Source organism: Corynebacterium antarcticum (assembly GCF_016595285.2).
In the GTDB taxonomy this organism is placed as follows: domain Bacteria; phylum Actinomycetota; class Actinomycetes; order Mycobacteriales; family Mycobacteriaceae; genus Corynebacterium; species Corynebacterium antarcticum.
This window is the reverse complement of the sequence record NZ_JAENIP020000003.1, coordinates 370,240-395,793: the sequence shown is the minus strand read 5'-3', so window position 1 is coordinate 395,793 and position 25,554 is coordinate 370,240. Positions and strand designations below refer to the sequence as shown.

The following is a 25,554-nucleotide window of genomic DNA, read 5'->3' as shown; positions in this document are numbered from 1 at the left end:
AGGTATGTCCTCCACGAGCCCCGACGCTGATCCCGACACCGGCGACAACACCGACGGAGCCACCGGCACGCCCCCGGTCACCGCCACCGTGTTCCGGCCCGACCGGACACACCTCCTGGGTGCCGGCCTGATGCTGCTGACCAGCCTGCTCACGGTGGGAGCCGCACCGAAGTTCCTGTTCTGGATTCTGCTGCTCCCCTTCTTCTACGCCTACTGGGCCCTGAGATCACGCACCACCGTCGATGCACGCGGCATCACCGCCACCCATGCGTTCTCGGCGGAGCAGAGCGTCAGCTGGGAGGACTTCGCCGGAATCCGTTTCGGGACAGGCAGCTCCCACGCCCGTTCTCACGACGGGCGGGAATTCACCCTCCCCGGAGTATCCTTCAACACGGTGCCTGACCTGTCGGCCGCCTCGGGAGGCAGGATCCCCGACGTCATCGCCGCAGGCCGTAACGCCGCGGACGACAAAGTCGTGGTGATGCGACGGGACGGCCACCAGATCGTCAAGACCCGGGAGGAGGCGACCCGGGAGATCCTCGCAGCACAGGAGGAGCTCGAGCAGGCGAAGAAGGAGCGTGCCGCAGCGAGACGACACAGCGGCATGGAACCCGGCGGCTGGTACCGGACAGACGCCGGGGGCAATCCCATCATCGGGGAGCAGGGCGAAACCCACCCCGGTGACGCCGACGGAGACAATCGCTCCGGCGACTCCTGAATCAAGAATCAAATCGAACAGCCACCATTTTCCTTTCCACGGACACCCTGACCCGCCCTGACAAGCAGAAGACAGCCCCCATGATCCCCTTACGCTCAAGAGTCACCACAGTCGGTCGCAACGCCTCCGGTGCCCGCGCCCTCTGGCGCGCCACCGGAATGAAGGACAACGACTTCGGTAAACCCATCGTCGCCATAGCGAACTCCTACACGCAGTTCGTCCCGGGCCACGTACACCTGAAGAACGTCGGCGACATCGTCGCCGAGGCCATCACGGCCGCGGGCGGTGTCCCGAAGGAGTTCAACACCATCGCCGTGGATGACGGTATCGCCATGGGCCACGGCGGCATGCTCTACTCCCTGCCCAGTCGCGAGATCATCGCGGATGCGGTGGAGTACATGGTCAACGCGCACACCGCTGATGCACTGGTGTGCATCTCCAACTGCGACAAGATCACCCCGGGCATGCTCAACACGGCCCTCCGACTGAACATCCCCACCGTCTTCGTCTCCGGTGGACCGATGGAGGCGGGCAAGGCGGTCGTCGTCGACGGCATCGCACACGCTCCGACGGACCTCGTGACGGCCATCTCCGCGTCCGCGAACGAGGGCGTCGATGCGCCGGGGCTCTCCCGGATCGAGGCATCCGCCTGCCCGACCTGTGGTTCCTGCTCCGGTATGTTCACCGCGAACTCCATGAATTGCCTGACCGAGGCACTCGGTCTCTCCCTGCCCGGTAACGGTTCGACACTCGCGACGCACAAGGCCCGCCGGCAGCTGTTCACCCGAGCCGGTGAAACAATCGTCGAACTGTGCCGTCGCTACTACGGAGAGGAGGACACCTCCGTCCTGCCCAGGTCCATCGCGACCAGGCACGCCTTCAACAACGCGATGTCGCTGGACATGGCCATGGGTGGCTCGACGAACACCGTGCTGCACATTCTGGCCGCGGCACAGGAGGGCGAGGTCGACTTCGACCTCGCAGACATCGACGATCTCTCCCGCAGAGTCGGTTGCCTGTCGAAGGTGTCCCCGAACTCCAACTACCACATGGAGGACGTCCACCGCGCCGGCGGCATCCCCGCCATACTCGGGGAACTCCACCGTGGTGGACTGCTCCACGACGACGTCCATTCGGTGCACTCACCGGATCTGCAGTCCTGGCTGGATGCCTGGGACATCCGGGGCGGGAAGGCCACGGACGAGGCGATCGAGCTGTTCCACGCCGCCCCGGGCGGTGTGCGGACGACCGAACCATTCTCCACGGAAAACCGCTGGGATTCCCTCGACACCGACGCGGTCAACGGCTGCATCCACGACGTCGAACACGCCCACACGGTCGACGGTGGCCTCGCGGTCCTGCGGGGCAACCTCGCACCCGACGGCGCAATCATCAAGGCCGCCGGCATTGATGAGGAGCTGTGGCACTTCTCCGGACCCGCCCGGGTCGTGGAATCCCAGGAGGAGGCGGTCTCCGTCATTCTCAAGAGGGAGATCCAGCCCGGTGAGGTTCTCATCGTCCGTTACGAGGGCCCCTCGGGCGGACCGGGTATGCAGGAGATGCTGCACCCGACGGCCTTCCTGAAGGGTTCGGGTCTGGGCAAGAAATGTGCGCTGATCACCGACGGTCGATTCTCCGGAGGTTCCTCGGGCATCTCGGTCGGTCACGTCTCCCCCGAGGCTGCCCACGGCGGACTCATCGGTCTGATCCGGGACGGCGACACCGTCACCATCGACATCCATCAGCGTCTGCTCTCCCTGGATGTCGATGACGCCGAGATCGAGCGTCGTCGCGAGGAGATGAACGCCTCCGAGAGGCCGTGGCAGCCCGTCAACCGCCAGCGCACGGTGAGCAAGGCCCTGCGTGCCTACGCGAAGATGGCCACCTCCGCGGACAAGGGCGCGGTCCGTCAGGTCGACTGACACCAGACGGTCGGATGCGGGGAAGGTGGGCCCCGTCAGCTTCCGGGGACAACGCGGCCCGATTCTGGGTGGCTCCGGTCGGGACGGTGGTCTGGCTCGGTGATATCCCCGCAGCCACCGGCGCGCTTTCCCGACTGTTTCCCGTGGGTCCTGGGCCAGGCGTACAGGAACCCGGTGGTGTGTTGAAACTCCGTGCCCCGACAGGATGGAGCCGCTCCGCCGCAGCTGCGCGGTCTCTCGACCTCGCGGATCGGGATGTCGCTCCGGGTACGGGCTGAACCGCTCCATGAAGGCGCAGCCCGCGCAGGAACGCGGCGGTCCCCCACCTTGTGCCGGTGAGCGACCGCCGCGGAAAACCGACTCTGTGCCGGAAGCGTTCGTCGAGATCTGTCTTCAGGCGGTGAACGGGTAGGCACCGCCGGTGACCAGCCACCAGAGGCCGATAGCACAGCCGATGCCGATCAGCGCGAAGACGATGGAGCTCCACAGCGGACGACGGGCCCAACTGCGACTGAAGTCCAGGGAGACGCGGCCTGGGCCGGTGAGCTGGAGTCCGACTGCGATGACGGTCATCAGGACCGCGAAGCGGACCCCGTCACCCCACTGGAAGGGGTTGACCGGGGTGGCTCCGATGTTGATCTGGTGGAGAGCGAGGAACGCGGTGACCACGGTGGCGAGTGCCGCCGCGAGCGGGGTGACGAGGCCGAGAACCAGGAGGATGCCTGCGGCGAGCTCCACCCCGGGTACCGCGATGGCTAGGGAGCCCGCGAACTCGTAGCCCGAGAACTGCTCCTCGAGCGCCGCGATTCCGCCGCCGGCACCGAGCCGGAAGAACACGGACACCGAATGGAGGATCAGAGCTGCACCGAAGAAGAGTCGGATGAGGAAGAGCCCGAAGTCCATCGTGCCGCGCTTCGCTTCCGGTTCATCCTCTTCAATCTGATCCCCGGTGTAGCCCGCGTCGACGGGAACTGACTGGGTCGGGATCTGCTGCACCGGTGCCGGGGTGCCGGTCATCACCGGCATCGTGGTCGTGGGCTGTTCCGTGGCGAAGTCAGAGTCAGCGTAACCCTGTTCCGGCTGCGCGGAACCCGGTTCCCGGACGTGTTCGGGGGACGGGGACGGGAACACCGCGGTCGCGGAGTCCTCCGCTCCGGCACCGATGGACTGTGGGGCGGCACGACCGGCTCGGTCGTAAACGGAGTCACGGGTATTCTCGGGTGAGGACCCCGGAGGGGCGTAGGTGGGGATGTCGTTGTCGTCGAAGTCGCCGGGTACCGCCCGGTCGGGACGGGGGTCATTGTTGTCGCTCATACCTTGCACAGTATGTGAGCCTCAGGACTTTTGCCGGTAACCTCCTCGGGCGCGTCGGTATTTCGGGGCACTCCCACCCGAGATCGTCCTCTGCCCCGGCGACCCGGACCGTGCCCGCCCGTGCGGCCCGGGTCAGTGACAGGTCGACAACACGGCAGCGAGTGCGTCGTGTTCCGCGGGGGTCACCCACAGGTGGTAGCGGTGTTTGACGGCGATCTGGCGCTCGACGTACTCACACCGGAAATCCGGGTTCGGCGGTAGCCAGGTCGCGGCATCCGAGGCCCCCTTCTGCTGGTTGACCGGGCCGGAGACCGCAATGAGGTTGTCGGGATCATTCGCGAAGGCGCGTCTAACCTCAGGATCGAGATCCTGCGCCCCCTTCATCCACGCATCCGCCAGTGCGACGATGTGATCGACCTCGACCGTGACACCGGTGGCGGATCCGCGGACGAAATCGATCTGGGTTCCGGTGTAGTAGTCGTTCAGCAGTCCGGATTCGACGACACAGTTCCGGGTCCCCGGCCGGAACCGGACGTGTATGAGGTCACGGGCGAGTATGTCGTCGCGGGTGTCACAGCCGTTGTGTCCGAGTTCGACCGCGACGTCGTCGCTCCACCGCTGTCCGAATGCGTCCCGTGCGTACCCCGTCAGCGGCCCACGGTCCCGCACGACGAGTTCAGCCAGCATGTCACTGTAGATCTGGGGACCCGGCCAACCGTCGGTCGTGGGAGCTCCCCCCACGTCTCCGGGCCCGTCATCACCGCCACCCGCGCGGTCCTCCATGACATCGCACAGGACGGACACCAGGACCACCGCTCCCGTGATCAGGAGGACCATGACGACGGCGACCCGGGTGAAACCGCGCCTGGGGGATCCGGTGTTGCACACAAGCGGCTACCGTAGCACCGTACGTCCTGATCCGGAAGGTCACGAAACGGGTTCGAGGCCCTCTTCCGCGGCCGCGATGACCGAATCTGTGAGCTTCTGCAGCAGCGGGGACTCCAGCCGCCAGTGCTGCCAGTAGAGCGGGACGATGGACACCCGCTCATCGAGCAGCACCAGCTCCCGGGAGTCGAGGTACCTGGCGGCCTGGATCTCCGGTACGAGGCCCCACCCGAGTCCGGATCTGGCCGCCTCGACGAAGCCCTCGGAGGAAGGTATCTGTGATATGCGCCGGTGCCGTGGTGTCTGGTCAACACGGCCTGTCAAGTCTGAATCCTGGATTTTGTCATTCGGCCCGTAGCGTAACGCGGGCATGGCCGCCCAGTCCAGACGGCCGTTGACGGTGTAGGAGTCACGGAGCGAGGGGCTGGCGACGGCACGGTAGCGCATCACCCCGAGGGAACTGACGGTGCATCCGGAGACGGGAGCGTGCTCGCGGGTGACCGCCCCCAGACAGTCACCGCGCCGGAGCAGCTTGAGCGAGTGGGCCTCATCCTCGACGCGCAACTGGAGGGTGGCGGAATCCCACGACGCCACATCAGCGAACACGGGGGTGAACCAGGTGGCGAGGGAATCGGCGTTGATGGCGACGCTGAGGGGCACCCGCGCGATCCTCCCCCGCAACTGTGCGTCGGTCTCCGCCTGCAGGAGGGCCATGCGACGAGCGGCCTGGGCCAGCACCTCCCCCGCGGCGGTCGCGGACGTCGGACTGGTGCGTCGGATCAGCACCCGTCCGGCCTGGGACTCAAGCGCCTTGATCCGCTGACTCACCGCCGAGGGTGTCAGGGAGAGCGAGTCTGCGGCCCCCTCGAAGGATCCTTCATCGAGGACGGCGAGGAGTGTGGCCAGGTGAATCGGATTCATGAAGTAATTCTAACGTACATTCAAAAACTTTAACTTTTCTTAACGATCAGGTGGTGACACGATCGGCGGCATGAACATCGCGCTCCACGGATTCCTCATGGGACTGTCCCTCATCGTCGCCATCGGACCTCAGAACACTCTCCTCCTCCGACAGGGGATTCGCCGGACCGCCGTCGGGGCGGTCGTCGCCGTATGCCTGATCTCCGAATGGATGCTCATCATCGGCTCCACCGCAGGTGTCGGTGTCATCATCGACAAAGCGCCGATCATCCTGGACGTGATGAAGTACCTCGGTTTCGTCTATCTCCTCTGGTTCGCCTTCACGTCGTTCAGGGACGCGTTCCGTCCCGGTGACGGCACGTTCACCCGGGACAGTCAGGATCCGGAGGTCCCCACCGGCCCCCACCCCGGGGACACCTACGGAACCGGCCCCGGAACCGGAGCCGGAGAAGGTTCGGTTGCCGTGGCTGAGCGCACCGTCCGCACCACACGGACCGCACCGGCACGGACCTGGGTCAAGCCGGTTCTCGCGGCACTCGCCATGACGTGGCTCAACCCCGCCACCTACGTCGACATCGTGGTGATGCTCGGCGGCATAGCGAACCAGTACGGCGAGATCGGACGCTGGTACTTCGCCGCCGGAGCCCTGACGGCGTCGACCATGTGGATGCCGAGCATCGGATACGGCGCGAAGAAGCTCTCCGGTCCGCTCTCCCGCTCTGACGTGGCACGGATCGTCAACATTGCCATCGGAATCGTGATGATCGCCATCGCTGTCCGACTGCTCCTCCACTGAGAGACACCACACGCCACGGAAGCGATGCGAGGGCCCCGATCCGACTCACACCGGATCGGGGCCCTCGGTGTGTCAGATGTCGGACAGCGTGAGGTCAGTTCACTTCTCCCGGGTCTTGGACTTCGTCGCCTGCGCCCAGATGTTGATCCCGGCGTCGGACGCGATCTCGTCGATCGCCGCCAGTTCCGCACCGGTGAATGTGAGGTTCTGGGCGGCATCGATGTTCTGGTCGAGCTGTTCGACGGAGGAGGCACCGACGAGCGCCGAGGTGACCGTCTGTTCGCCGTAGCGTCCCTGCTCCCGCAGAACCCAGGACACCGCCATCTGTGCCAGGGTCTGCTCCCGCTCCTGCGCGATGTCGTTCAGGCTCCGCATCATCCGGATGTTCTCCTCGCTCAGCATGTCGCTCGACAACGACTTGTGGGCGGCGGCACGGGAGTCCTCAGGTACTCCGTCAAGGTAGCGGTCGGTGAGCAGGCCCTGCGCGAGCGGGGAGAACGCGATGGTCCCGACCCCGTTGTCGGCCGCGGCCTCGAGCAGGGTGTCACCGTCTTCCCCGGCCTCCTCGACCCAACGGTTCACGATGGAATAGCTGGGTTGGTTGATCAACAGCGGACACCCCTCCTCCGCCATCATCCCGGCGGCCTCGGTGAGAAGCTCCGGACCGTAGCTGGACACACCCACATAGAGCGCCTTACCGCTGGACACGATGTCCCGCAGGGCATACACCGTCTCCTCCAACGGAGTCTCCGGGTCCGGCCGGTGATGGTAGAAGATGTCCACGTAGTCGAGCCCCATGCGATCCAGTGACTGGTCGAGTGAGGCCATCAGATACTTCCGCGACCCACCGAACCCGTAGGGACCGGGCCACATGTCCCAGCCCGCCTTCGACGAGATGATCATCTCGTCCCGCAGGCCACGGAAGTCCCGGTCGAGGATCCGGCCGAAGTTGACCTCGGCGGAACCATTCGGCGGTCCGTAATTGTTCGCCAGGTCAAAATGGGTGACCCCACGGTCGAAGGCACGGTGGATGATGGCCCGCTGTGTCTCGAGCGGCTTGTCATCACCGAAGTTGTGCCACATCCCGAGGGAGACGACCGGGAGTTTCAGCCCCGAGTGCCCGACGGTCCGGTAGGGAACGCCGTCGTGGTAACGGTTCGGTGCGGGCTGATAGGTGGGTTGGACATCCGGATTGAAAGGCATGGCTCCAGTGTGCCCGCGGTGCGGCCACTTGTCGATGTCCGGCCCGGTGTATCTCCGCCACAAGGAGGCAGTGGTGTCGGCCCGACCACACGGTGTTCCTCCGGATGGCGGATCCGTGGGCCCGTCATCGTCCCCTCGCCCGACGCCACGGGGGTTGCACCACCTGCGGAGGACCGGTCAGACGACGGACGGGTCACAGACCAGAACGATGATCTGTGACGCATAGTGCATTGAACACTGTTCGCGGACTCATCCCACAAGTTATGCTGGCGAAAACAGGGGCCCGGCCCCGGTTTCGTTCATCCGGCGCCCGTACATCCCCGGGAACCGGTCCGTGGCGTGTCGTGACACGACGAAAACAGCGCTGTGCCGCGGTACCCAAAACAAGAAGGAGTATCCATGAATCTGACCCGCCGAACGTTCCTCAAGGCGTCAGCCACAGTGGGCGTGATCGCCGCGATGGGAAGTGTGTTCCGGGAAGCCGCGGCAGCCGAGATCCCGGAGCCTCTCTTCGATGAACTGCGCCAACGCTGGATCGACATCATCACATCCAGGAACCTCTTCGACGCTGATGACGCGGCGTTCGCGCCTCTCATCGAGGCACTGGACCGCTCCGTCGACAGGACACTGGCTGACCTCGCGACCGGCCCGGAGGCTGCGACCACGGTGTTCACGAGCAAGAATCTGGCGGCCGAGAAGTCCCCGGACATCACCTCCACCGCCCGGAGCATCCTCGCCCTGGCCAACGGCTGGTCCATTCCCGGCTCGAGGCACTTCGGAAGCGACGAGGTCCTAGCCGCCGCCATGGCGGCCCTCGACAGGTTCCTGACCCTGCGCTACAACCCCGACCAGTTCGAGTACGGCAACTGGTGGGACTGGGAGTCCGGTGCAGCCCGTGCCGTCGGCGACATCATGTGCCTTCTGGGCGACAAGCTGCCCGCGGACACTCTCGCCAGGGCCGCCGCGGGAATCAACCACTTCATCCCGGACCCGACTGAGCAGGAGGTCAACAAGGGAGACGCCCGCAAGACATCCACCGGCGCCAACCGTCTTGACCTCTGCCGCGCCGTGGCGTGTTCCGCGATCGCGGTCCGAGACGAGGAACGGCTCCGCGGCGCGCTGGACGGCCTGTCCGCGACCTGGCAATACGTTGAGACGGGCGACGGCTTCTACCGCGACGGCTCCTTCGTCCAGCACACCCACATCCCCTACACCGGTGCGTACGGAAACGTCCTGATCTCCGGCCTGTCGCTCATGTTCGATCTGGTCGCGGGCACCTCCTTCGACATCAGCGAGGACGGGAAGAACCGCGTCTACTACCTGGTGGACCAGGCCTACATCCCGATCATCGTCGACGGCCAGGCCATCGACGGTGTCCGTGGCCGATCAGTCTCCAGGAAGGTCGAGCCCGGGTCCTCCCACGGGATCTCCATCGTGACCTCCATCATCCGCCTGGCGGAGCGCGCCCCGGCCGAGTACGCGGACCGCTGGCGCGGCCTCTGCTCGGGATGGCTCCACCGCAACACCTACAACGACTTCACCGACACGAACAGCATGTCGCAGCTCGCCCTGGTGAACCGTGCGAAGAGTTTCCCCCCGGCCCCGGCGCTGTCCGAGCCCAAGATGTTCCCGTCCATGGACCGTCTGGTCCACCGCAGCGCGAACTGGACCGTTGCGGTGTCGATGTGCTCGAAGCGCATCTCCTGGTACGAGTACGGGAACCGGGAGAACGAACTCGGCTCACGGACCGGAAGCGGCATGCGCTACCTCATGCTCCCGGACGACATGGGTCAGTTCGAGGACGGTTTCTGGTGCACCGTCGACTACTCCGCACCGACGGGGACGACGGTGGACCATCGGGAACTCGAGCGCGGTGTCGGCGCCCCCTGGGGCGTGGACACCCCGCAGAACGAATGGACCGGCGGCCTGACCAGCGGACCTCTCAGTCTCGCCGGCATGCACCTGATCGGACCCGATCTCAACGGTCTCGAGGCCAGGCGTCTCTGGTTCGGAACGTCCGATTCCGTCGTGGAGCTCGTGGGCGGAGTCACTGCGCCGGACAGCCCGGCGCTGACAGTCGTCGAGCACCGCAACATGGGTGAGAACGGCAAGCCGGTGCTCACCGTCGACGGAAGCCGGGTCGCCGGAGAAGCGACGGTCAAGGATCCGAAGTGGGCGCATCTCGACGGTGTCGCCGGCTACGTGTTCCTCACTGCGGGAACCGTGCGGGCGAGCATCGATGACCGTACCGACACCTGGCTGAACGTCAATCCGTTCCGTAGCAGTTACCCGGGGGCCACTGACCCGGTCACCCGCACCTGGGCCACCATCCAGTTCGATCACGTCGGCGATTCACAGAAAGCGGGCGGCTGGATACTGCTGCCCAGGGCCAGCGTCGAGGAGACCCGCCGGATCGCCGACACACTGAACGGCTCCTCCGCGACAGCCAAGATCGAGCAGAACGATGAGCACGCCCAGGTCGTCCAGGTGGGCGATGCAACCGGCTTCGCGGTCTGGAAGCCGGGCACCTACGCCACCTGGGAGTTCACGCAGCCCGCCGTCGTCCTGGCCGAGTACGCCGGCGACGAGCTGACCGTCACCGCAGCCGACCCGACCCAGGAAACGGCACAGCTCACGATCAAGGTGCCCGGAGAATGGCCGGTGTCCACGGGTGAGGGCGCCACCGTGACCGCCACACCAGCGGTGACCACACTCGTCGTGGATACCGCGGGCCTCGAAGGCGCATCCCGCAAGGTTGTCCTCCGCAGGAAGGGAACGCCGCCTTCCGGGGCCCCCTCATCAGCGGAAAACCTGAGCTCTTGGCTGGGTGACACCGGCAGCAGCTCGTTCTTCTCGTCGTAGGGACAGAGGCCGGACGGCGGTGAACACCACCAGAGGCCCCGCTTCCACGTGTCACACGTGGAAGCGGGGCCTCATCTCACGGCATTTCCGGGGAACAGATCAGTTGACGTGCGACGAACCGTGTCCGGAGGAACTGTCGTCGATGGAGAAATCGACCGAGTCATCCTCATCGAGCTGACGCTCGACCTTCTCCCGGACGGTCGCGGCCATCTCCTCCTCGTCGATGTTGGAGGCCTTCAGGCGACGGGTCAGCTCACGCTGGTGGCCCGCGGTGAACTTCCTCGACGGATCGAGCTTCCGGGTGACCAGTTCACGGATACGTTGCCGACGCTTGACCTCGTTCACGATCATGCCGCGGTCCCGTACCCAGGCGTAGACGAGGACACACATCAGTGCGACGCCGACGTAGCCGAGCAGCGGATAGAGGTAGGTGACCAGGGTACGGAAGCCCAGGAAGCTCAGGACGAATCCGGCCAGGACGGTGATGACGAAGGTGGAGTTGAAGTTCTGCGGCTTGTTCACCGTCAGTCGCCGGGTCAGGGCGTAGAACATGCCGAGCGCCGAGTTGAAGATCATGCCGTAGATCGCGACCGACATCAGGGTGCCCATGATCGGGTGCATGAGACCGACGAGCGTCAGCATCGGCATCGCGTCGTCCTTGAGCATGTCCACCTTGAGGAACAGCGAGGAGGCCACGAGGCACAGCATCAGGCCGAAGATGCCGCCACCGAGGAGACCACCGAGTCCGGCGATCCGTGCGTTGAGGTAGTAGCCGCCGATGACGATCGACATGGAGACGACGACGATCAGGGAGAATCCGAGGTAGTTCAGGGCGCCGACCCAGACGTTGGGCAGGGTGGTGCGGATCGTCGAAGCCGATTCCTCCAGGTGGGACCAGTCATCGGGTGCGGTCACGAAGGCATAGACGGCGGCGATGAGGATGAAGAGGATGATGCCCGGGGTGATGGCACCGATGATGTTGCTCACCTTGTCCACGTCGAGCCGCCCGAGCACCAGCACGAGGACGAGCAGGATGACGGCGCCGACCCAGACGGGAAGGCCGAACTGTTGGTCGAGGTTCGCGCCGGCACCGGCGAACATGACCATACCGAGGGAGAAGATGGTCAGCATCACCGAGCCGTCGAGGAATCTGGCTGCGACCGGGTGTGCCACCTGGTCGAAGACGGCGGTGTGCTCGGTGGCCTGGTAGTAGCTGCCGAGCTGGAGGATGACCAGTCCGACGACGCACATCATCAGCGCGACGAAAACGGCTCCCCAGAGACCGGCATGACCGAACACGACGAAGAACTGGAGCACCTCCTGCCCGGATGCGAATCCGGCGCCGACGCTCAGGCCGACGAAGGCCATCGCGATTGCCATTACTCGTTTCAACATGTTGGGTGTCTCCCTCTCCGGAGAATCGTCGAACACTGTTTTTGCGGATCCACTCCCGTTGCCGGGGGATCACCAAGGGAGATTCTAACGAGGTCGGGGCCGATAACCCGCATTGATCGGACCTGTGGCGCGGATTCAGTCCCGTGGAGATCCATTCGGAGAACCAGCCCGACCAATGCGTCGGTGCTGCACAGAACCGATCGAAAATGCCCGTACAGGCAGTCGGACAGGTGGCGATCTCCCCACTGAAACGATCAACCCTCTTCAGGGGAGGTCGCGGCCCGACGTATCCCCGACCGGGGCCTGACAGGTGCCGCATCACCAGCGTGATCGGGGCGGCACCGGATTCACCGGTTCCCCCGGAACCCCGCCAACACGAAACCGGTGGTGCGACACGCCGCACCACCGGCAGTCCACGCGCTCAGCGTGAAATCAGCGGCACTTCTCCGCGATGAGCTTGTTCACCAGCGCGGGGTCGGCCTTGCCGCGGGTCGCCTTCATGACCGCGCCGACGATGGCACCGCCCGCCTTGGTGTTCCCACCCCGGATCTTCTCCACGATGTCCGGGTTGGCGGCGAGCGCCTCGTCGACGGCTTTCTCGATGGCCCCGTCGTCGCGGACAACCTCGAGGCCACGCGCGGCGACGACCTCATCGACGTCGCCCTCACCGGCGAGAACGCCGTCGACCGCCCGGCGGGCGAGCTTGTTGGTCAGCTTCCCCTCCTTGACCAGGGCGGCCACGCGGGCGACCTGTGCCGGGTTGATGTCGAGCTGCTCCAGCTCGACACCCGACTCGTTGGCCTTCTGGGTCAGGTAGGACACCCACCAGGAACGCGCCTCCGCGGGGGTCGCGCCCTCCTCGACGGTGGCGATGATGAGATCGAGGGCGCCGGCGTTGACGAGGTCGCGCATCTCCGCGTCGGAGAGGTTCCACTCCTCGCGGATCCGGGCCTTGCGCACCCAGGGCAGCTCGGGCAGGGTCGCCCGGATCTCCTCGACCCACTCGCGCGGGGCGATCACCGGAGGGAGGTCCGGGTCGTTGAAGTAGCGGTACTCCTCGGCGGTCTCCTTGATGCGTCCGGCGGTCGTGGACCCGTCGGTCTCGTTGTAGTGCCGGGTCTCCTGCCGGATGGAGCCGCCGTCGGTGATGACGCGTGCCTGGCGCTGCATCTCGTAGCGCACGGCCTGTTCGACGGACTTCAGCGAGTTGATGTTCTTGGTCTCGGTGCGGGTACCGAACTCGGTCTGACCGATGGGCCGGAGGGAGAGATTCGAGTCGACGCGCATGGAACCCTGGTCCATGCGGGCGTCCGACACGCCGAGCGCCTTCACCAGGTCGCGGAGCGCGCTGACGTAGGCGCGGGCGACCTCAGGGGCGCGTTCGCCGGCCCCCTCGATCGGCTTGGTCACGATCTCGATGAGAGGAACGCCGGCACGGTTGCAGTCCACCAGCGAGGACGTGGCGCCCTGGATCCGCCCCTCCGCACCACCGAGGTGGGTGAGCTTGCCGGTGTCCTCCTCCATGTGGGCGCGCTCGATGTCGACGCGCCAGGTGGTTCCGTCGTCGAGGACCACGTCGAGGTACCCGTCGTACGCGATGGGCTCGTCGTACTGGGAGATCTGGTAGTTCTTCGGCTGGTCCGGGTAGAAGTAGTTCTTCCGGGCGAAGCGGGAGGACTCCGCGATCGAGCAGTTGAGGGCGAGGCCGATCTTGATCGCCCACTCGACGCCTCTGGCATTGACGACGGGCAGCGCACCCGGCAGCCCGAGGCTTACGGGATCGACGTTCGAGTTCGGGGCGGAGCCGAAGTTCGCGGAGGACGCCGAGAACATCTTGGTCTCGGTCGCCAGCTCGACGTGCACCTCCAGCCCCATCACCGGGTCGAAGCGCGTGAGTACCTCATCGAAATCCATCAGATCATTTACCGGAGCAGTCATGTCCGACAGTCTAACGGCTGACGGACGGGTCCCGCGCTTCCACTCCCGTCTTGCACCGGCCCGACCACCCGTGCACGACCGAACCGCCACCGGCTCAGATTCCCCCGGTCCACTCTCCGGATGAGAGCAGGATGAGGATGATCAGCACGAACACCACGGAGACACCGATGATCAGGCCGTCCCGGTGCGGGCTGTGCCGGTCTGCGAACCACGCACCGGCTGCGGCTCCGACGGTGTTGAACAGGAGGTCGTCGACATCCGAATACCCGACCGCGAAGACGAACTGGAGCGTCTCGATGAGAAGACTGAGCCCGAAACCGGTCAGCGCGGTCCGTTTCATCCGGTCTGCCCGGTCCCGGAGCAGGAGGCACACCAACGCACCGAAAGGCAGGAACAGGGCGAAATTGCCCACGATGTTGAGGGGCGGACCGTACCAGACCTGGGCGGTGGACAACTCGCTGAACGGGATCAGGCGGATATCGCGGGTCCGGTGGGCGGCGGCGGTCCAGAGGCCCGCGATGACGAAGGTGAACTTGAACAGGGTCAGTGCCGTGATGACGGTGATGTTGAGAACCAGGGCGGCGACGATGTGGCGACGTCGGACCCCCGGCCCCTCTGTGGGGGTCTCGCCGGGCATGGGCCACAGTGTATCCACCGCGCCCGGCAGTCCCCGTGAATCGGCGGGGCCCCGGCGGGAACGGTGTTCCTGTCGGGGCTCCGGAGTTGGTTGAGTCGGGTCAGCCGAACAGTGCCTGGGCGGTGCGGTAACGCCCGTCGGGTACGCGCTTGAGCGTTCCGACGGCCTCCTCGAGGCCGATGAGGTTGATGTGCTCACCCTTGAGGGCGACGACCTTCCCGAAATCCCCGGTGTGGCAGGCGCGCGCGGCGTGCACACCGTAGCGGGTGGCCAGGACCCTGTCGTAGGCGGTCGGTGTACCACCGCGCTGGATGTGCCCGAGCACCGTGGTGCGGACGTCGTGTCCGGCACGGGCCTGGATCTCGTCGGCGATCTGCTGTCCCATGCCGGTGAAGATCTCGTGGCCGAACTGGTCCACTCCCCCGGACTTGAGCTCCATCGTGCCTTCCTTGGGCATGGCACCCTCGGCGACGACGACGATGCCGTACTTCTCGCCCATCTGGAAGCGACGCTCCATCGCCTTACAGATCTCGGCGATGTCGAAGGGCTGCTCGGGGATCACGATGTAGTGGGCGCCACCGGCCATGCCGGCGTGCAGTGCGATCCAGCCGACGTGGCGGCCCATGACCTCGACGATCATGACCCGGTTGTGGGACTCGGCGGTGGTGTGCAGCCGGTCGATCGCGTCCGTGGCCACGGAGACGGCGGTGTCGAAACCGAAGGTGTAGTCGGTGCCGTTGACGTCGTTGTCGATGGTCTTCGGGACGCCGACGACCGGGATTCCGTTGTCGGAGAGCCACTTGGCGCCCTTGAGCGTACCCTCACCGCCGATCGGGATGAGAGCGTCGATTCCGGCGTCGGCGAGATTCGCCTTGATCTGGTCGAGCCCGTTCTTGAACCGGTCCGGGTGCAGTCGACCCGTACCGAGGATCGTGCCGCCCCGGAGGAGGATCCGGTCGATCGACTCGTCGTCGTAGAGCTGGACACGGCGGTCCTCCATGAGACCCACCCAACCGTCCTGGTAACCGACGACAGTTGATCCGTAGTCCGAACTGGCGGTGCGGACGATACCGCGGATGACAGCGTTGAGGCCGGGGCAGTCGCCGCCGGAGGTCAGTGTCGCAATTCGCATGTGCCCCATCCTAGTCTGCCGAGCAGACGGATGCCCGTTCGGAAGAAGACCTGAAGAAGGAAACGGACACAAAACCAAGGAAAAGTACGCAGGCGGTGATGATGACGGCGTTGCCCATGGCGTTGCCGATCGACGTTCGCGCAGCTCCGATCTGCATCGCGGCACCGACGGCGGCGGCGCCGATGACCGAACCGACCTGACGTGTGGTGTTGTACACACCCGAGGCCGCCCCGAGCCGCTGCGGCGGCAGGTCCCGCATCGCGGTCGCGGAGTTCGGCGACCAGATGAATCCGTGCCCGACACCCATGAGCAGGACCGGGACGAGGATCCACCAGACGGACACTCCGTCCCGCATCACGGCCGCGAGCATCCCGACCGCCGCGGTCATCGCGCCGAAACCGACCATCGACAGGATCCGGGGATGGACGCGATCGGCCAGCCGGCCCACGAAGGGCGAGAGGAAACCGGAGATCACGGCCGTGGGCACCAGCATGAGCCCGGATTTCTCCGCGCTCATCCCGAGCCCGTCCTGGAGGTAGATCATCATGGGCAGGGCGATGGACGCGACGGCGAAGCCCATCGTCGCGATGGAGAACGCCCCGATGGAGAAGTTCCGGTTCCGGAAGATACCGAGCGGGATCAGGGGATCCGCGCCCTTCTCCCCCGCCGTGTGCTGCCGGTGCAGGAACAGGGCGAGCGACACCAGACCACCGGCGAACACGAACCAGATCCACGTCGGCCAGTGCAGCTTCGGCCCCTGCTGCATCGCGTAGACCACGCCGAACACGGCGAGCAGCGAGAGCAGGACGCTGAGCCCATCCACCCGGCGTGTGACCGTGGGCATGGACGGCACCCATCTCACAACCATCACCACGCTCAGCACACCGAAGGGGATGTTGATGAAGAAGATCCACTGCCAGCCGAGGGTGCCGGTGATCAGGCCACCGAGCAGCGGTCCGGCGAGCGAGGCGAACCCGGCGACGGCACCCCAGATGCCCATCGCGGCGCCCCGGCGCTCCCGGGCGAAGATCCGGTTGATCACGCTCATCGTCTGCGGGGTGAGGATCGACGCGCCGAGCCCCTGGACGGCGCGGGCCGCGATCAGCCACTCGATGCCCGGCGCGAGCCCGCAGGCCAGTGAGGAGAGCGTGAAGATGACCATGCCGACGAGATAGACGTCGCGTTGTCCGAACCGGTCGCCGAGACGCCCGGTGACCAGCAGCGGGACCGCGAAGGTGATGAGGTAGATCGAGGTCACCCAGACGACGGCGTTGAGGGAGGCCCCGAGTTCGGTCTGGAACTGGGGCGTCGCCACCGCCACGACCGTCTGGTCGAGGAGGATCATGAAGAACCCGATGCACAGTGCGGCGAGGGCACGCCACGCCTGTTTCTCGGGCAGGACGGGGGATGCGGGTCGGGTGTCGGTCACCGGCCCATCCTACGACTACAGCTGTTCCGCGTCCTCCACTGTCGCTGCACCCCGGTCGTTCCCGGGCCCGGGTCCCGGGTTGGTCTCAGGCTGTGCCGGTGGCACGGTCCGGACTCCGCAGATCCCGGACCAGACGCCGAAGGGGAGGAAACTGAGCCCGATACCGAGGGCCGTGCGGTAGACGCCGAAGGCGGCGATCAGTGGTGCGGCCGCGGTGAGTCCGATCGACTGACTGAGGCTTCCGGCCGCGGTGAACAGGGACAGGGTCCGCCCGCGCACCCGGTCGGGGACGGTCTCGGTGATCAGGACGAGGTGCAGTGGCCCGAAGAGACCCGCTCCGATTCCCGCGAGCACCATACCGGTGAACACGAACGGATCGTTTCCGAGTCCCCCCAGGAAGAGGAACGCCAGGGTGAACAGGCCGACGGTGGTCCCCCAGAGCGTCCGCCGGCGCCGGGTGCCGAGCACGGTGGCCAGTCCGCCGCCGATGACGAATCCGACGGCGTAGGTGGCGAGCACCGCCCCCATCACGGCCGGTGAGTCGACGGACTGGTAGTGGGCGGGCAGCAGGATCACCAGGTACGGGACGACGAGCATCGTGGACACCAGTCCCATGATGAGCAGGAGGCGCACGATGGGGTGGGTGAGGATGTCGCGCCACTGGCGCACGACGCTCATGTCGGGGACATCCGGGTCCGTGTCCCCCGCGTAGCCACCGGTGTGCGCCACCCGCACGGTCGTGGTCAACGCTGCGGCGACTAGGGAACAACCCGCGGTGATCCACAGCACCGTGATAACCGGCTGCACCGCCATCAGCACTCCTCCGAGTGCGGGCCCGATCAGCGCGGCGACGCCCACGAGTGTCTGCATGATCCCGGCGAGTCTGTCCCGGGACACCCCGGACGTGGCCGAGACGTCGCCGAGCAGGGACTGCCTGGCGGCCATTCCGGGCACGTCACCGACGGCACCGAACACGGCGAGCCCGATGAACCAGGCGAGCGTCAGTTCCAGGGAGGCGTCGACGGCGATGAGAGCGACGATGGACAGTCCGCTGATCACGTCCGAGATCACGCTCATGGGTTTGCGCCCGAGGGTGTCGATCAGCTGACCCCCGATGAAGGACACGATCAGCCCGGCGACCGCGGTGACCGCTACGACGGTGCCCGCGGCTGCGGGGTTCCCGGTGCGTTCGAGGATCAGCCACGGCCACGCGATCAGCGCGATGGAGTTGCCGAACTGCGAGAGCCCCGCGGAGGAGAGGTACAGCCACGCGGAGGCGCGGTGCCGCGCCGGGGTGCCGGTCGTCATCGTGCGACCTCCGTACCCGTGAGCTGCCTGACCAGTTCGTTGAACCGGATGATGGCCGGAGGAATGTCCCCGATCACGGAGTCGAGCACCACCGATGCGGGGAATTCTCCCCTCCGGAGTTCCTCCTCGTCGAGCCGCCGGATGTAGTCGGCCGCCCGGCGGGCGATCTCCACCACGAGAGGATCGTCCGGCTCCACCGTCCACAGATGGCTGACGTCGCGCAGCAGCACCCGGTACTCCGCGGACTCGAGAGCCTCGGTCGCCCAGCGGACGCCGTCGTCGAACGTGTCCGGGAACACCGTCCGGTAGACCACCCACACCCGGCCGATTGCGCGGATGAATCCCTCGGCGACCCCGATCTCCCGCCACCGGCGGAACAGCGCCCCGTTCCCGTCGGACAATCCGACGAGTTCCGGGGATTTCAGTCCGGCGAGATGTCTGCGCTGGCCGGAGATCACCGATGCCTCCTCCGCGAGACGCCCGGCCACCCGTGACCGGACCCGGGTGAAGGTCCCGGTGTCCATCTCGGTGGCGCCGACGGGGAGCACCTCGAGAATGTCCGTCAACGTGAATCCCGCCTCGGCGAGGGACCTGACCCGGGCGAGCCGTACGGCGTCAGCCGGAGCGTAGATCCGTCGGCCCGCGCTGTCCCGCCCGGCGGGCGGCATGAGCCCGATGTCGTGGTGGTGCCGGATCGTCCGCGCCGAGACCCCCGCGAAGGCGGCGAGTTCGCCGATTGTGGGCATCGTCATGGGCCCGAGCCTAGGCGCTGCCGTTGCGGCAGCCGCAAGTGTCCGTCGCCCCCTCCAAGGTGGCGGTCCCCGCCGGACCGCTGTACGGACGGTGGACGGGCCCGGCTGAGCGGGAGTGATCCTGATGTCGCCCGATCAGGCCGTGAACGCCGGGACCGCACACCCCGCCGGCGGGAACACCGACGCGATCGACCTCGCGGTGGCCGGGTCCGGTGTGCGGATCAACCGCCCACCGCCGAGCGGTATCGTTCCCGGCCGCCCCGTGGACGACGCGACATACGAACCTTCCGTCCGCGGGACGGTGTCCCTAGCTGAAGTACTCCTGGCCCGGGACGGACGCCGGCAGCTTCAGCTCGGGGACGATGTCGGAGGCGGGGACGAGCTCGAGGTGTTCCAGGCCCTTGCGGACGTGCTCGGCGGCGTCGATGTTCAGCGGGCCGGCGGTCCACATCGCGTAGGGCAGGTTGATGAACCTGTTCTCCCTGACGGCGGGCAGGTCGCGGGTCACCGGGTTGGTGCGCAGCAGCTCGATCTTCTCGTCGAGTTCCTGTCCCGGGTACTCGACGAACACGAATGCGTCGGGTGCGGAATCGGCGAGCTTCTCCCAGCTGACCTGGACCCAGGTGTCCTCGACGTCGTGTGCCCCGTTCTCGGCGCCGGCGGCGTCGAGGATCGACTCCGGGGCGCCGAAACGCCCGGAGGTGAACACGGCGTCCGTGCCCGAGTCGAAGAGGAACACGACCGGGCGGTTCTCGGGCTGCGGGGCCTCCTCCAGGGCCTTCAGGCGTTCGTTCTGGTCCCGGATCACGGCCTGGGCGGTGTCCGGGTCCCCGACGATTTTTCCGATGTTGGCGAGGTCGGTCTCCACGGAGGTCCACGGGTCCACGATCCCGCGGGCGTCGGTCCCCTCCTGGCGGCACGCCTCGGTGAGGATGTAGGTGCCGATGCCCCGGTCGGCGAGGGAGTCGGGGGTGATGTTCTTCTCGTCGGACAGGCCGTAGCTCCAGCCGGCGACGTAGATGTCCGGCTGTTCGGCGACGATCTGTTCGAGCGAGGGGTACTTCTCGGCGACGTCCTTCAGCCCGTCGACGACGTCGGCTCCGTACTTGGCGGCGAGGATGTCGCGGTCGCGCTGCACGGAGCTGACCTCGGCGATCCTGTCCCGGCCGCCGGCGGACAGGACGGTGGCGATGATGTTGCCGTCGTTGACGAAGAGCTTTTCGGTGGCGTCATAAGTGACCTCGGTGCCGCAGTTCTCCACGGTCACCGGTCCCTCTGCCGCTTCGGTGCCGGCAGCCGCCGTGGTTTTCCCGTCGCTGGCCGTCGTGGCGGTTGAGTCGGTCGTGCCGGCGTCTCCTCCGGAGCAGCCGACCAGCAGGGTCGAGGTGGCCAGTACGGCGATGAGCGCCCTGGTCGTGTTCTTCATGGTGTTCTCCTTGGTTGGGTGGTGGTGGGTGGTGTTCGGACGGTCAGAGGGTGTCGACGATCAGGTGCGGGTTGCGCGCGTGATCCAGGTCGGCGATGAGGGCCCCGACGTCGAAGGCCGTTCGCATCCGGTCCGGGGTGAGCACCTGCCCGGACGGACCGGCGGCGAGGACGCCATCCCCGTGGAGCAGGACGACGCTGTCGAAGTACACCATCGCGAGATCGAGGTCGTGGACGGTGGCGATCACCGTCCGGCCCGTCGAGCGCAGCACCCCGAGCAGGTGCAGTTGATGGTGGACGTCGAGGTGGTTGGTCGGCTCGTCGAGCAGGATCACCGGGGTCTCCTGGGCCAGCCCCCGGGCGAGAAGGACGCGTCGGCGCTGCCCGCCCGAAAGCTGGTCGCACGGGCGGTCGATCTCGGCCTCCATGCCGACGAGCGCAAGGCTGTCGTGGACGATCTCGTTCTCGCGGCGGCCGCCGAACTCCCAGGGTCTCCGGTGGGGCAGCCTGCCGAGGGCCACCGTCTCGCCGACCGTGAGATCCCCCGGCGGGGTCTCCTCCTGCCCGACGAACGTGACCAGCTTCGCCCGCTTCCGGGGCGGCAGGCCGTGCACGTTCCGGCCGTCTATCTGAACCTCGCCGGAGTGGGGGCGGGTGATTCCGGCCAGGCACCGCAGCAGGGTCGATTTTCCGACGCCGTTGACGCCGACGATGGCGGTCATGGTGCCCGGCTCGGCGGACCAGGTGACGTCCCGAAGGATCGTCGTCCGCCCGATGCCGCAGTCCAGCGCTTCGATCTTCATGTCAGCCATCAGCTGTGCCCCTCGTAGCGGTACCTGTTGCGCCCCATGAGCAGCAGGAACAGGGGGGCGCCGAGAATTCCGGTCACGACGCCGAGCGGTATCTCCTGCGGTGCCGCCGCGACCCGGGACAGCACATCGACCCAGAGGAGGAACACCGCCCCGGTCGCGGCCGCGATGGGCAGCAGCCGGATGTGCAGGGAACCGACCATGAGTCGGGCCAGGTGCGGGATGACCAGGCCGACGAAGCCGATTCCCCCGGAGACCGCGACCATCGCCCCGACCAGGAGCGCCTGGATGAAGAACAGTGCCTGGCGGAGCAGGCCGACCCGCACCCCGAGTGCGGCGGCGGTGTCGGGGCCCGCGGCGAGCGCGTCGAGCCGGGAGGACAGCGACATGAGGATCACGACCCCCACGACGACGACACCGAGGGGCAGGACCACGCGGTCCCACTGGGCGCCGGCGACGGAACCGAGCATCCAGAACATCACCGACTGCGCCGCCCGGGATTCCGGGGAGCGGAACACGAGGAAGCTCGCGATCGCGGAGAACGCCGACGACAGCACCACGCCGGAGAGGATCAGCCGCAGGGGCGTGATGCCGCCCTGGATCACGGTGACGGCGTACACCGTGGCCGTCGCCCCGAGCGCACCGACGAGTGCGCCGCCGGAGAGCGCCCAGACGCCGAAGGAGCTGAACATCCCGAGGGTGATCACCGCGGTGGCCCCGACACTCGCACCCGCGGACACACCCAGCAGGTAGGGGTCGGCAAGGGGATTGCGCACGAGGGTCTGCATGGCGACCCCCGAGACCGCGAGCCCGGCGCCGACGATCAGGGCGAGCAGCCCCCGGGGCGCGCGGAGCTGCCAGACGATGGCGTCGACGGCGGGATCGGGGCCGACTCCGCCGCCGAGATGCGCGCGGACCACAGTCCACACCTCGTCACGGCTGTACTCGACGGACCCGAAGGTCAGGGAGATGACGAAGCTGGCTGCCCCGACCGCGACGAGGATCAGGAACAGCAGGGGGGTTCTCACACGTCGGAACACTCGGCGCCCTCTCCGGGGCGCGTGGGGCAGTTGTGACGGAAGTCAGTCACTCTTACGCTCCTCGCCCGGAACGATCCGGGCCATCTGGGTGCACCGGATCGCGCGGCACGGACCTCTGAACTAGCTGAGCCGGCAGGTATTCGGACTCGAGGATCACCGCCCCACGGAACCGGCCTTCCCGGCGGTATCGACCGCCAGTGACCCCGACGCCCCTTGGGGGCGGTCGGTCACACTCCGTGGAACTTCTCTCTCACCGCTGCGCGCAAGTCCCGGATTCACACCGGGTTGCCTCTTCGTTCGCGGGCACTGCTGCCCGACCGGCTCACTGGAAGAATCCCTGAAATCGTAGCAGGGGGTGGGCCACGACCGCAGCAGATTCACTCACACCTCCCCCGCCCGAGTGCGCACGTTCTAAGGTGGTGGGCATGGACATGACACTGAAGAAGGCCGAAGACGTCAACACAGCAGCCGTGGTCACCACCGGGCTCATCGGTGGGTGGATCACCGCCCGCGAGACCGGGATCCGGCCCCTCGGCGGGGTACTGCTCGGCGCGGCGGGCGTCTGGGCGGCCCGCGGCTGGGCGGCGAAGAAGGGGCCCGTCACGGCCACGGCCCTGACCGCCCTCTACGTCGGGGCGTTCGGCGCCTCGCATCCCCTGGCGAAGAAGATGGGCTCCTGGCCCGCCGTACTCACCGTCACCGGCGCAACAGCCGCCACCGCGTACCTGGCGAGCGACCGCGACTAGGCCCACAAGCCGCTCGGGCATACGAAGAGGGGTCGGTATCCGGATCCGGATACCGACCCCTCTTCGTGCAGACGGTCAACGAGGGAGTGTCAGGCCCGGCCGGCCTCGAACGCTGCACCGACCCGGTAGAGGCGGTCATCGGAGAACGCCGGGGCCATGATCTGCAGACCGACGGGAAGCCCCGTGTCCGCCGCGAGACCCGAGGGCAGCGACATACCGCACACACCGGCGAGGTTCAGCGGCAGCGTGCACAGGTCGAAGTTGTACATCGCCATCGGGTCGGAGACCTTCTCCCCCAGCTTGAACGCCGTGGTCGGCGTCGTCGGGGAGATCAGCACGTCGCACCGCTCGTAGGCGCGGGTGAAGTCCCGGGCGATGAGCGAGCGCACCCGCTGCGCCTGCAGGTAGTAGGCGTCGTAGTAGCCGACGGACAGGGCGTAGGTGCCGAGCAGGATCCGGCGCTTGACCTCGGGGCCGAACCCGGCGGCACGGGACAGCGACATGACCTCCTCGGCGGAACGCTGGCCGTCATCGCCCTCGCGGAGGCCGTAGCGCATGCCGTCGAAGCGGGCGAGGTTGGAGGACACCTCGCACGGGAGGATGAGGTAGTAGGCGCCGAGCGCCTCGTCGAAGTGCGGGCAGTCGACCTCCACGATCTCCGCGCCCTGGCTCTTCAGCTGTTCGACGGCGGCGTGGAAGGAGTCGAGGACACCGGTCTGGAATCCCTCGCGGTCGAACTGCTTGACCAGACCGATCTTCACGCCACTCAGATCACCGGAGGCCCCGGCGCGGGCGGCCCCGACGACATCGGCGACGGGACGGTTGACGCTCGTCGCGTCGAAGGGGTCGTGGCCGGCGATGACCTCGTGCAGCAGCGCGGTGTCGAGGACGGTGCGGGCCGTCGGGCCACCCTGGTCCAGGGAGGAGGCGCAGGCGACGAGCCCGTAGCGGGACACGGTGCCGTAGGTGGGCTTCACGCCGACGGTGTCGGTGAGTGCGGCCGGCTGGCGGATGGAACCGCCGGTGTCGGTGCCGATGGCGAGCGGTGCTTCACCGGAGGCGAGGGCGGCGGCGCTGCCGCCACCGGAACCGCCGGCGGTGCGCTCCGGATCCCAGGGGTTGCGGGTCGGGCCGTAGGCCGAGTTCTCGGTGGAGGAGCCCATGGCGAACTCGTCCATGTTGGTCTTGCCCAGGATCGGGATGCCCGCGGCACGGATCCGCCCCGTGACCGTGGCGTCATAGGGGCTCATGTAGCCCTCGAGCATCTTCGAGCCGCAGGTCGTCGGGGCGTCGGTGGTGGTGAACACGTCCTTCAACGCGAGCGGGACGCCCGCCAGCGCGGAGGCCGGCTCCTCGCCCGCGTCGAGGGCGCGGTCGACCTCGGCGGCGGCGGCCAGTGCCTCCTCCTCGCCGACGTGCAGGAAGGCGTGGATCTCACTGTCGACGGCGTTGATCCGGTCGAGGTGCGCGCGGGTGACCTCGACGGAGGTGGCCTCACGGGAGTGGATCTTCCCGGCGAGTTCGGCGGCGGAAAGCCTGGTCAGTTCGTCGCCCGAGGCGGTGTAGCGCAGATCGGTGGTCATCTAGTCTTCCTCCCCGAGGATGTGCGGAACCTGGAAACGCTGTTCTTCGACGGCGGGCGCCTGATCGAGCGCCTGCTCTGCGGAGAGGGTCGGCAGCACGACGTCCTCACGCATCGGGGTCTGGATGGCGTGCGGGTGGCTCATCGGCTCGACGTCCGAGGCGTCGACGCTCCGGACCGCGCTGACGTTGGCGATGATGTCGTCGATCTGCTCCACGAAGGCGTCGAGCTCTTCGTCGGTGAGGGCCAACCGGGACAGTTTGCCGAGGTGTGCCACCTCTTCACGGGAAATCTGGGACACGTCTGTGCTTCCTCTTTTCACGTCTTAGTCACGTCGGAGCGCACCCTACCCCGTGATTCCGGCGGCATCGAGGGGCCACACGGGGCGGGGACCGGTACGTCCGTTGCTTGGTGTGCACACCACTTTAACGCACGGCCCCGGCACACCCGCCGCCCAGCCGCCGGGAAGCCGCCGGGGCGGACCTGCACCGTCCCCGACACCGCCACGGAGGTCCCGTCCCCGTCCGCCGGGCGCAGGACCGACCCGCCGGGCCGCGGTGGGCCGTCGCGCGACGCACGGCGACGGCGGCTCTCGTGGTGTCAGCCCCCGACCGCCGCCGGGAAAGACCGCCGGTCACCGCCGCTCCGCCACGGTGACCGGGGGATGCCGAATCAAATGAACTCGCGGCACCGGGTCACCGGAACCCGCGGGAACTTCGGCGGCCCCACGGGCGTTGTCT

At 67.1% G+C, this 25,554-nt stretch carries 21 protein-coding genes and 1 riboswitch; of the genes, 5 read left to right on the top strand and 16 right to left on the bottom strand.

Annotated elements, in window-relative coordinates:
* The first annotated feature begins 4 nt into the window (after window positions 1-4).
* Window positions 5-718 (top strand): PH domain-containing protein, encoded by a 714-nt coding sequence (locus JIM95_RS09100; protein WP_200258987.1) that lies wholly within the window; start codon window positions 5-7, stop codon window positions 716-718.
* A gap of 80 nt (window positions 719-798) precedes the next feature.
* Window positions 799-2,640, top strand: coding sequence for a dihydroxy-acid dehydratase (gene ilvD, locus JIM95_RS09095; RefSeq protein ID WP_200258985.1), 1,842 nt, complete (start codon window positions 799-801; stop codon window positions 2,638-2,640).
* 393 nt (window positions 2,641-3,033) lie between these two features.
* Here ilvD and JIM95_RS09090 read toward each other — a convergent pair whose 3' ends face one another.
* The 3 genes from JIM95_RS09090 to JIM95_RS09080 all read right to left on the bottom strand — a co-directional run bounded on the left by JIM95_RS09090 (window position 3,034) and on the right by JIM95_RS09080 (window position 5,760).
* Window positions 3,034-3,954: a DoxX family protein gene (locus JIM95_RS09090; protein ID WP_200258978.1), complete on the bottom strand. Its 921-nt coding sequence runs from the start codon at window positions 3,952-3,954 to the stop codon at window positions 3,034-3,036.
* Window positions 3,955-4,086: 132 nt separating this feature from the next.
* Entirely contained in the window at window positions 4,087-4,791 is a 705-nt protein-coding gene (locus JIM95_RS09085) for an HNH endonuclease family protein (RefSeq protein WP_200259436.1), read from the bottom strand.
* Window positions 4,792-4,881: 90 nt separating this feature from the next.
* Window positions 4,882-5,760, bottom strand: coding sequence for a LysR family transcriptional regulator ArgP (locus JIM95_RS09080; protein WP_200258975.1), 879 nt, complete (start codon window positions 5,758-5,760; stop codon window positions 4,882-4,884).
* Between the two features lie 70 nt (window positions 5,761-5,830).
* Here JIM95_RS09080 and JIM95_RS09075 point away from each other — a divergent pair, with 70 nt between their 5' ends.
* The gene (locus JIM95_RS09075; RefSeq protein WP_200258968.1) at window positions 5,831-6,556 is read left to right on the top strand and encodes a LysE/ArgO family amino acid transporter; all 726 of its coding nucleotides are present in this window, start codon (window positions 5,831-5,833) and stop codon (window positions 6,554-6,556) included.
* A gap of 99 nt (window positions 6,557-6,655) precedes the next feature.
* Here the strand turns inward: JIM95_RS09075 and mgrA are convergent, their stop codons facing one another.
* A complete protein-coding gene (gene mgrA / locus JIM95_RS09070) occupies window positions 6,656-7,759 on the bottom strand; it encodes an L-glyceraldehyde 3-phosphate reductase (protein ID WP_200258966.1) in 1,104 nt (367 codons plus the stop codon).
* A 399-nt stretch (window positions 7,760-8,158) separates the two neighbouring features.
* On the opposite strand from mgrA, the gene JIM95_RS09065 reads away from it, so the two are divergent.
* Entirely contained in the window at window positions 8,159-10,621 is a 2,463-nt protein-coding gene (locus JIM95_RS09065; RefSeq protein WP_200258964.1) for a polysaccharide lyase 8 family protein, read from the top strand.
* Window positions 10,622-10,720: 99 nt separating this feature from the next.
* Here the strand turns inward: JIM95_RS09065 and JIM95_RS09060 are convergent, their stop codons facing one another.
* The 10 genes from JIM95_RS09060 to JIM95_RS09015 form a co-directional block, all read right to left on the bottom strand.
* A complete protein-coding gene (locus JIM95_RS09060; protein WP_234034647.1) occupies window positions 10,721-12,001 on the bottom strand; it encodes a YkvI family membrane protein in 1,281 nt (426 codons plus the stop codon).
* Window positions 12,002-12,448: 447 nt separating this feature from the next.
* A complete protein-coding gene (gatB, locus tag JIM95_RS09055) occupies window positions 12,449-13,954 on the bottom strand; it encodes an Asp-tRNA(Asn)/Glu-tRNA(Gln) amidotransferase subunit GatB (RefSeq protein ID WP_200258962.1) in 1,506 nt (501 codons plus the stop codon).
* 94 nt (window positions 13,955-14,048) lie between these two features.
* Entirely contained in the window at window positions 14,049-14,591 is a 543-nt protein-coding gene (locus tag JIM95_RS09050) for a VanZ family protein (RefSeq protein ID WP_200258961.1), read from the bottom strand.
* 100 nt (window positions 14,592-14,691) lie between these two features.
* Window positions 14,692-15,723 (bottom strand): 6-phosphofructokinase, encoded by a 1,032-nt coding sequence (locus JIM95_RS09045; protein WP_200258960.1) that lies wholly within the window; start codon window positions 15,721-15,723, stop codon window positions 14,692-14,694.
* A 10-nt stretch (window positions 15,724-15,733) separates the two neighbouring features.
* A complete protein-coding gene (locus JIM95_RS09040; RefSeq protein ID WP_248113633.1) occupies window positions 15,734-17,152 on the bottom strand; it encodes a DHA2 family efflux MFS transporter permease subunit in 1,419 nt (472 codons plus the stop codon).
* A gap of 15 nt (window positions 17,153-17,167) precedes the next feature.
* Window positions 17,168-18,460 carry an MFS transporter gene (locus JIM95_RS09035; protein WP_200258959.1) on the bottom strand — a complete coding sequence of 431 codons (1,293 nt, stop codon included), beginning with the start codon at window positions 18,458-18,460 and terminating at the stop codon, window positions 17,168-17,170.
* Window positions 18,457-19,212, bottom strand: a complete 756-nt coding sequence (locus JIM95_RS09030; protein ID WP_200258958.1) for a MerR family transcriptional regulator — start codon at window positions 19,210-19,212, stop codon at window positions 18,457-18,459. The genes JIM95_RS09035 and JIM95_RS09030 overlap by 4 nt, the downstream gene beginning before the upstream one ends.
* Before the next feature lie 307 nt (window positions 19,213-19,519).
* Complete coding sequence (locus JIM95_RS09025; protein WP_200258957.1) at window positions 19,520-20,638, bottom strand: ABC transporter substrate-binding protein; 1,119 nt, start codon at window positions 20,636-20,638, stop codon at window positions 19,520-19,522.
* A gap of 43 nt (window positions 20,639-20,681) precedes the next feature.
* Complete coding sequence (locus JIM95_RS09020) at window positions 20,682-21,449, bottom strand: ABC transporter ATP-binding protein (RefSeq protein ID WP_200258950.1); 768 nt, start codon at window positions 21,447-21,449, stop codon at window positions 20,682-20,684.
* A complete protein-coding gene (locus JIM95_RS09015; RefSeq protein WP_200258947.1) occupies window positions 21,449-22,486 on the bottom strand; it encodes a FecCD family ABC transporter permease in 1,038 nt (345 codons plus the stop codon). Before JIM95_RS09015 ends, JIM95_RS09020 begins: the two co-directional genes overlap by 1 nt.
* A 114-nt stretch (window positions 22,487-22,600) precedes the next feature.
* Window positions 22,601-22,823: riboswitch (cobalamin riboswitch) on the bottom strand.
* A gap of 88 nt (window positions 22,824-22,911) precedes the next feature.
* Between JIM95_RS09015 and JIM95_RS09010 the strand changes: the two genes are divergently transcribed.
* Window positions 22,912-23,232 carry a hypothetical protein gene (locus JIM95_RS09010; protein WP_200258945.1) on the top strand — a complete coding sequence of 107 codons (321 nt, stop codon included), beginning with the start codon at window positions 22,912-22,914 and terminating at the stop codon, window positions 23,230-23,232.
* 89 nt (window positions 23,233-23,321) lie between these two features.
* On the opposite strand, the gene gatA is transcribed toward JIM95_RS09010, so the two are convergent.
* Window positions 23,322-24,815, bottom strand: a complete 1,494-nt coding sequence (gatA, locus tag JIM95_RS09005; RefSeq protein ID WP_200258943.1) for an Asp-tRNA(Asn)/Glu-tRNA(Gln) amidotransferase subunit GatA — start codon at window positions 24,813-24,815, stop codon at window positions 23,322-23,324.
* A complete protein-coding gene (gatC, locus tag JIM95_RS09000) occupies window positions 24,816-25,115 on the bottom strand; it encodes an Asp-tRNA(Asn)/Glu-tRNA(Gln) amidotransferase subunit GatC (protein ID WP_200258940.1) in 300 nt (99 codons plus the stop codon). It lies immediately after the preceding gene.
* Window positions 25,116-25,554 lie beyond the last annotated feature (439 nt).

What these genes read in the sequence shown, in the direction of transcription:
- JIM95_RS09100 (WP_200258987.1), top strand. Translation starts at nt 5, where the DNA reads ATGTCCTCCACGAGCCCCGACGCTGATCCCGACACCGGCGACAACACC.
- ilvD (WP_200258985.1), top strand. Translation starts at nt 799, where the DNA reads ATGATCCCCTTACGCTCAAGAGTCACCACAGTCGGTCGCAACGCCTCC.
- JIM95_RS09090 (WP_200258978.1), bottom strand. Translation starts at nt 3,954, where the DNA reads ATGAGCGACAACAATGACCCCCGTCCCGACCGGGCGGTACCCGGCGAC.
- JIM95_RS09085 (WP_200259436.1), bottom strand. Translation starts at nt 4,791, where the DNA reads ATGGTCCTCCTGATCACGGGAGCGGTGGTCCTGGTGTCCGTCCTGTGC.
- JIM95_RS09080 (WP_200258975.1), bottom strand. Translation starts at nt 5,760, where the DNA reads ATGAATCCGATTCACCTGGCCACACTCCTCGCCGTCCTCGATGAAGGA.
- JIM95_RS09075 (WP_200258968.1), top strand. Translation starts at nt 5,831, where the DNA reads ATGAACATCGCGCTCCACGGATTCCTCATGGGACTGTCCCTCATCGTC.
- mgrA (WP_200258966.1), bottom strand. Translation starts at nt 7,759, where the DNA reads ATGCCTTTCAATCCGGATGTCCAACCCACCTATCAGCCCGCACCGAAC.
- JIM95_RS09065 (WP_200258964.1), top strand. Translation starts at nt 8,159, where the DNA reads ATGAATCTGACCCGCCGAACGTTCCTCAAGGCGTCAGCCACAGTGGGC.
- JIM95_RS09060 (WP_234034647.1), bottom strand. Translation starts at nt 12,001, where the DNA reads ATGGCAATCGCGATGGCCTTCGTCGGCCTGAGCGTCGGCGCCGGATTC.
- gatB (WP_200258962.1), bottom strand. Translation starts at nt 13,954, where the DNA reads ATGACTGCTCCGGTAAATGATCTGATGGATTTCGATGAGGTACTCACG.
- JIM95_RS09050 (WP_200258961.1), bottom strand. Translation starts at nt 14,591, where the DNA reads ATGCCCGGCGAGACCCCCACAGAGGGGCCGGGGGTCCGACGTCGCCAC.
- JIM95_RS09045 (WP_200258960.1), bottom strand. Translation starts at nt 15,723, where the DNA reads ATGCGAATTGCGACACTGACCTCCGGCGGCGACTGCCCCGGCCTCAAC.
- JIM95_RS09035 (WP_200258959.1), bottom strand. Translation starts at nt 18,460, where the DNA reads ATGACGACCGGCACCCCGGCGCGGCACCGCGCCTCCGCGTGGCTGTAC.
- JIM95_RS09030 (WP_200258958.1), bottom strand. Translation starts at nt 19,212, where the DNA reads ATGACGATGCCCACAATCGGCGAACTCGCCGCCTTCGCGGGGGTCTCG.
- JIM95_RS09025 (WP_200258957.1), bottom strand. Translation starts at nt 20,638, where the DNA reads ATGAAGAACACGACCAGGGCGCTCATCGCCGTACTGGCCACCTCGACC.
- JIM95_RS09020 (WP_200258950.1), bottom strand. Translation starts at nt 21,449, where the DNA reads ATGGCTGACATGAAGATCGAAGCGCTGGACTGCGGCATCGGGCGGACG.
- JIM95_RS09010 (WP_200258945.1), top strand. Translation starts at nt 22,912, where the DNA reads ATGGACATGACACTGAAGAAGGCCGAAGACGTCAACACAGCAGCCGTG.
- gatA (WP_200258943.1), bottom strand. Translation starts at nt 24,815, where the DNA reads ATGACCACCGATCTGCGCTACACCGCCTCGGGCGACGAACTGACCAGG.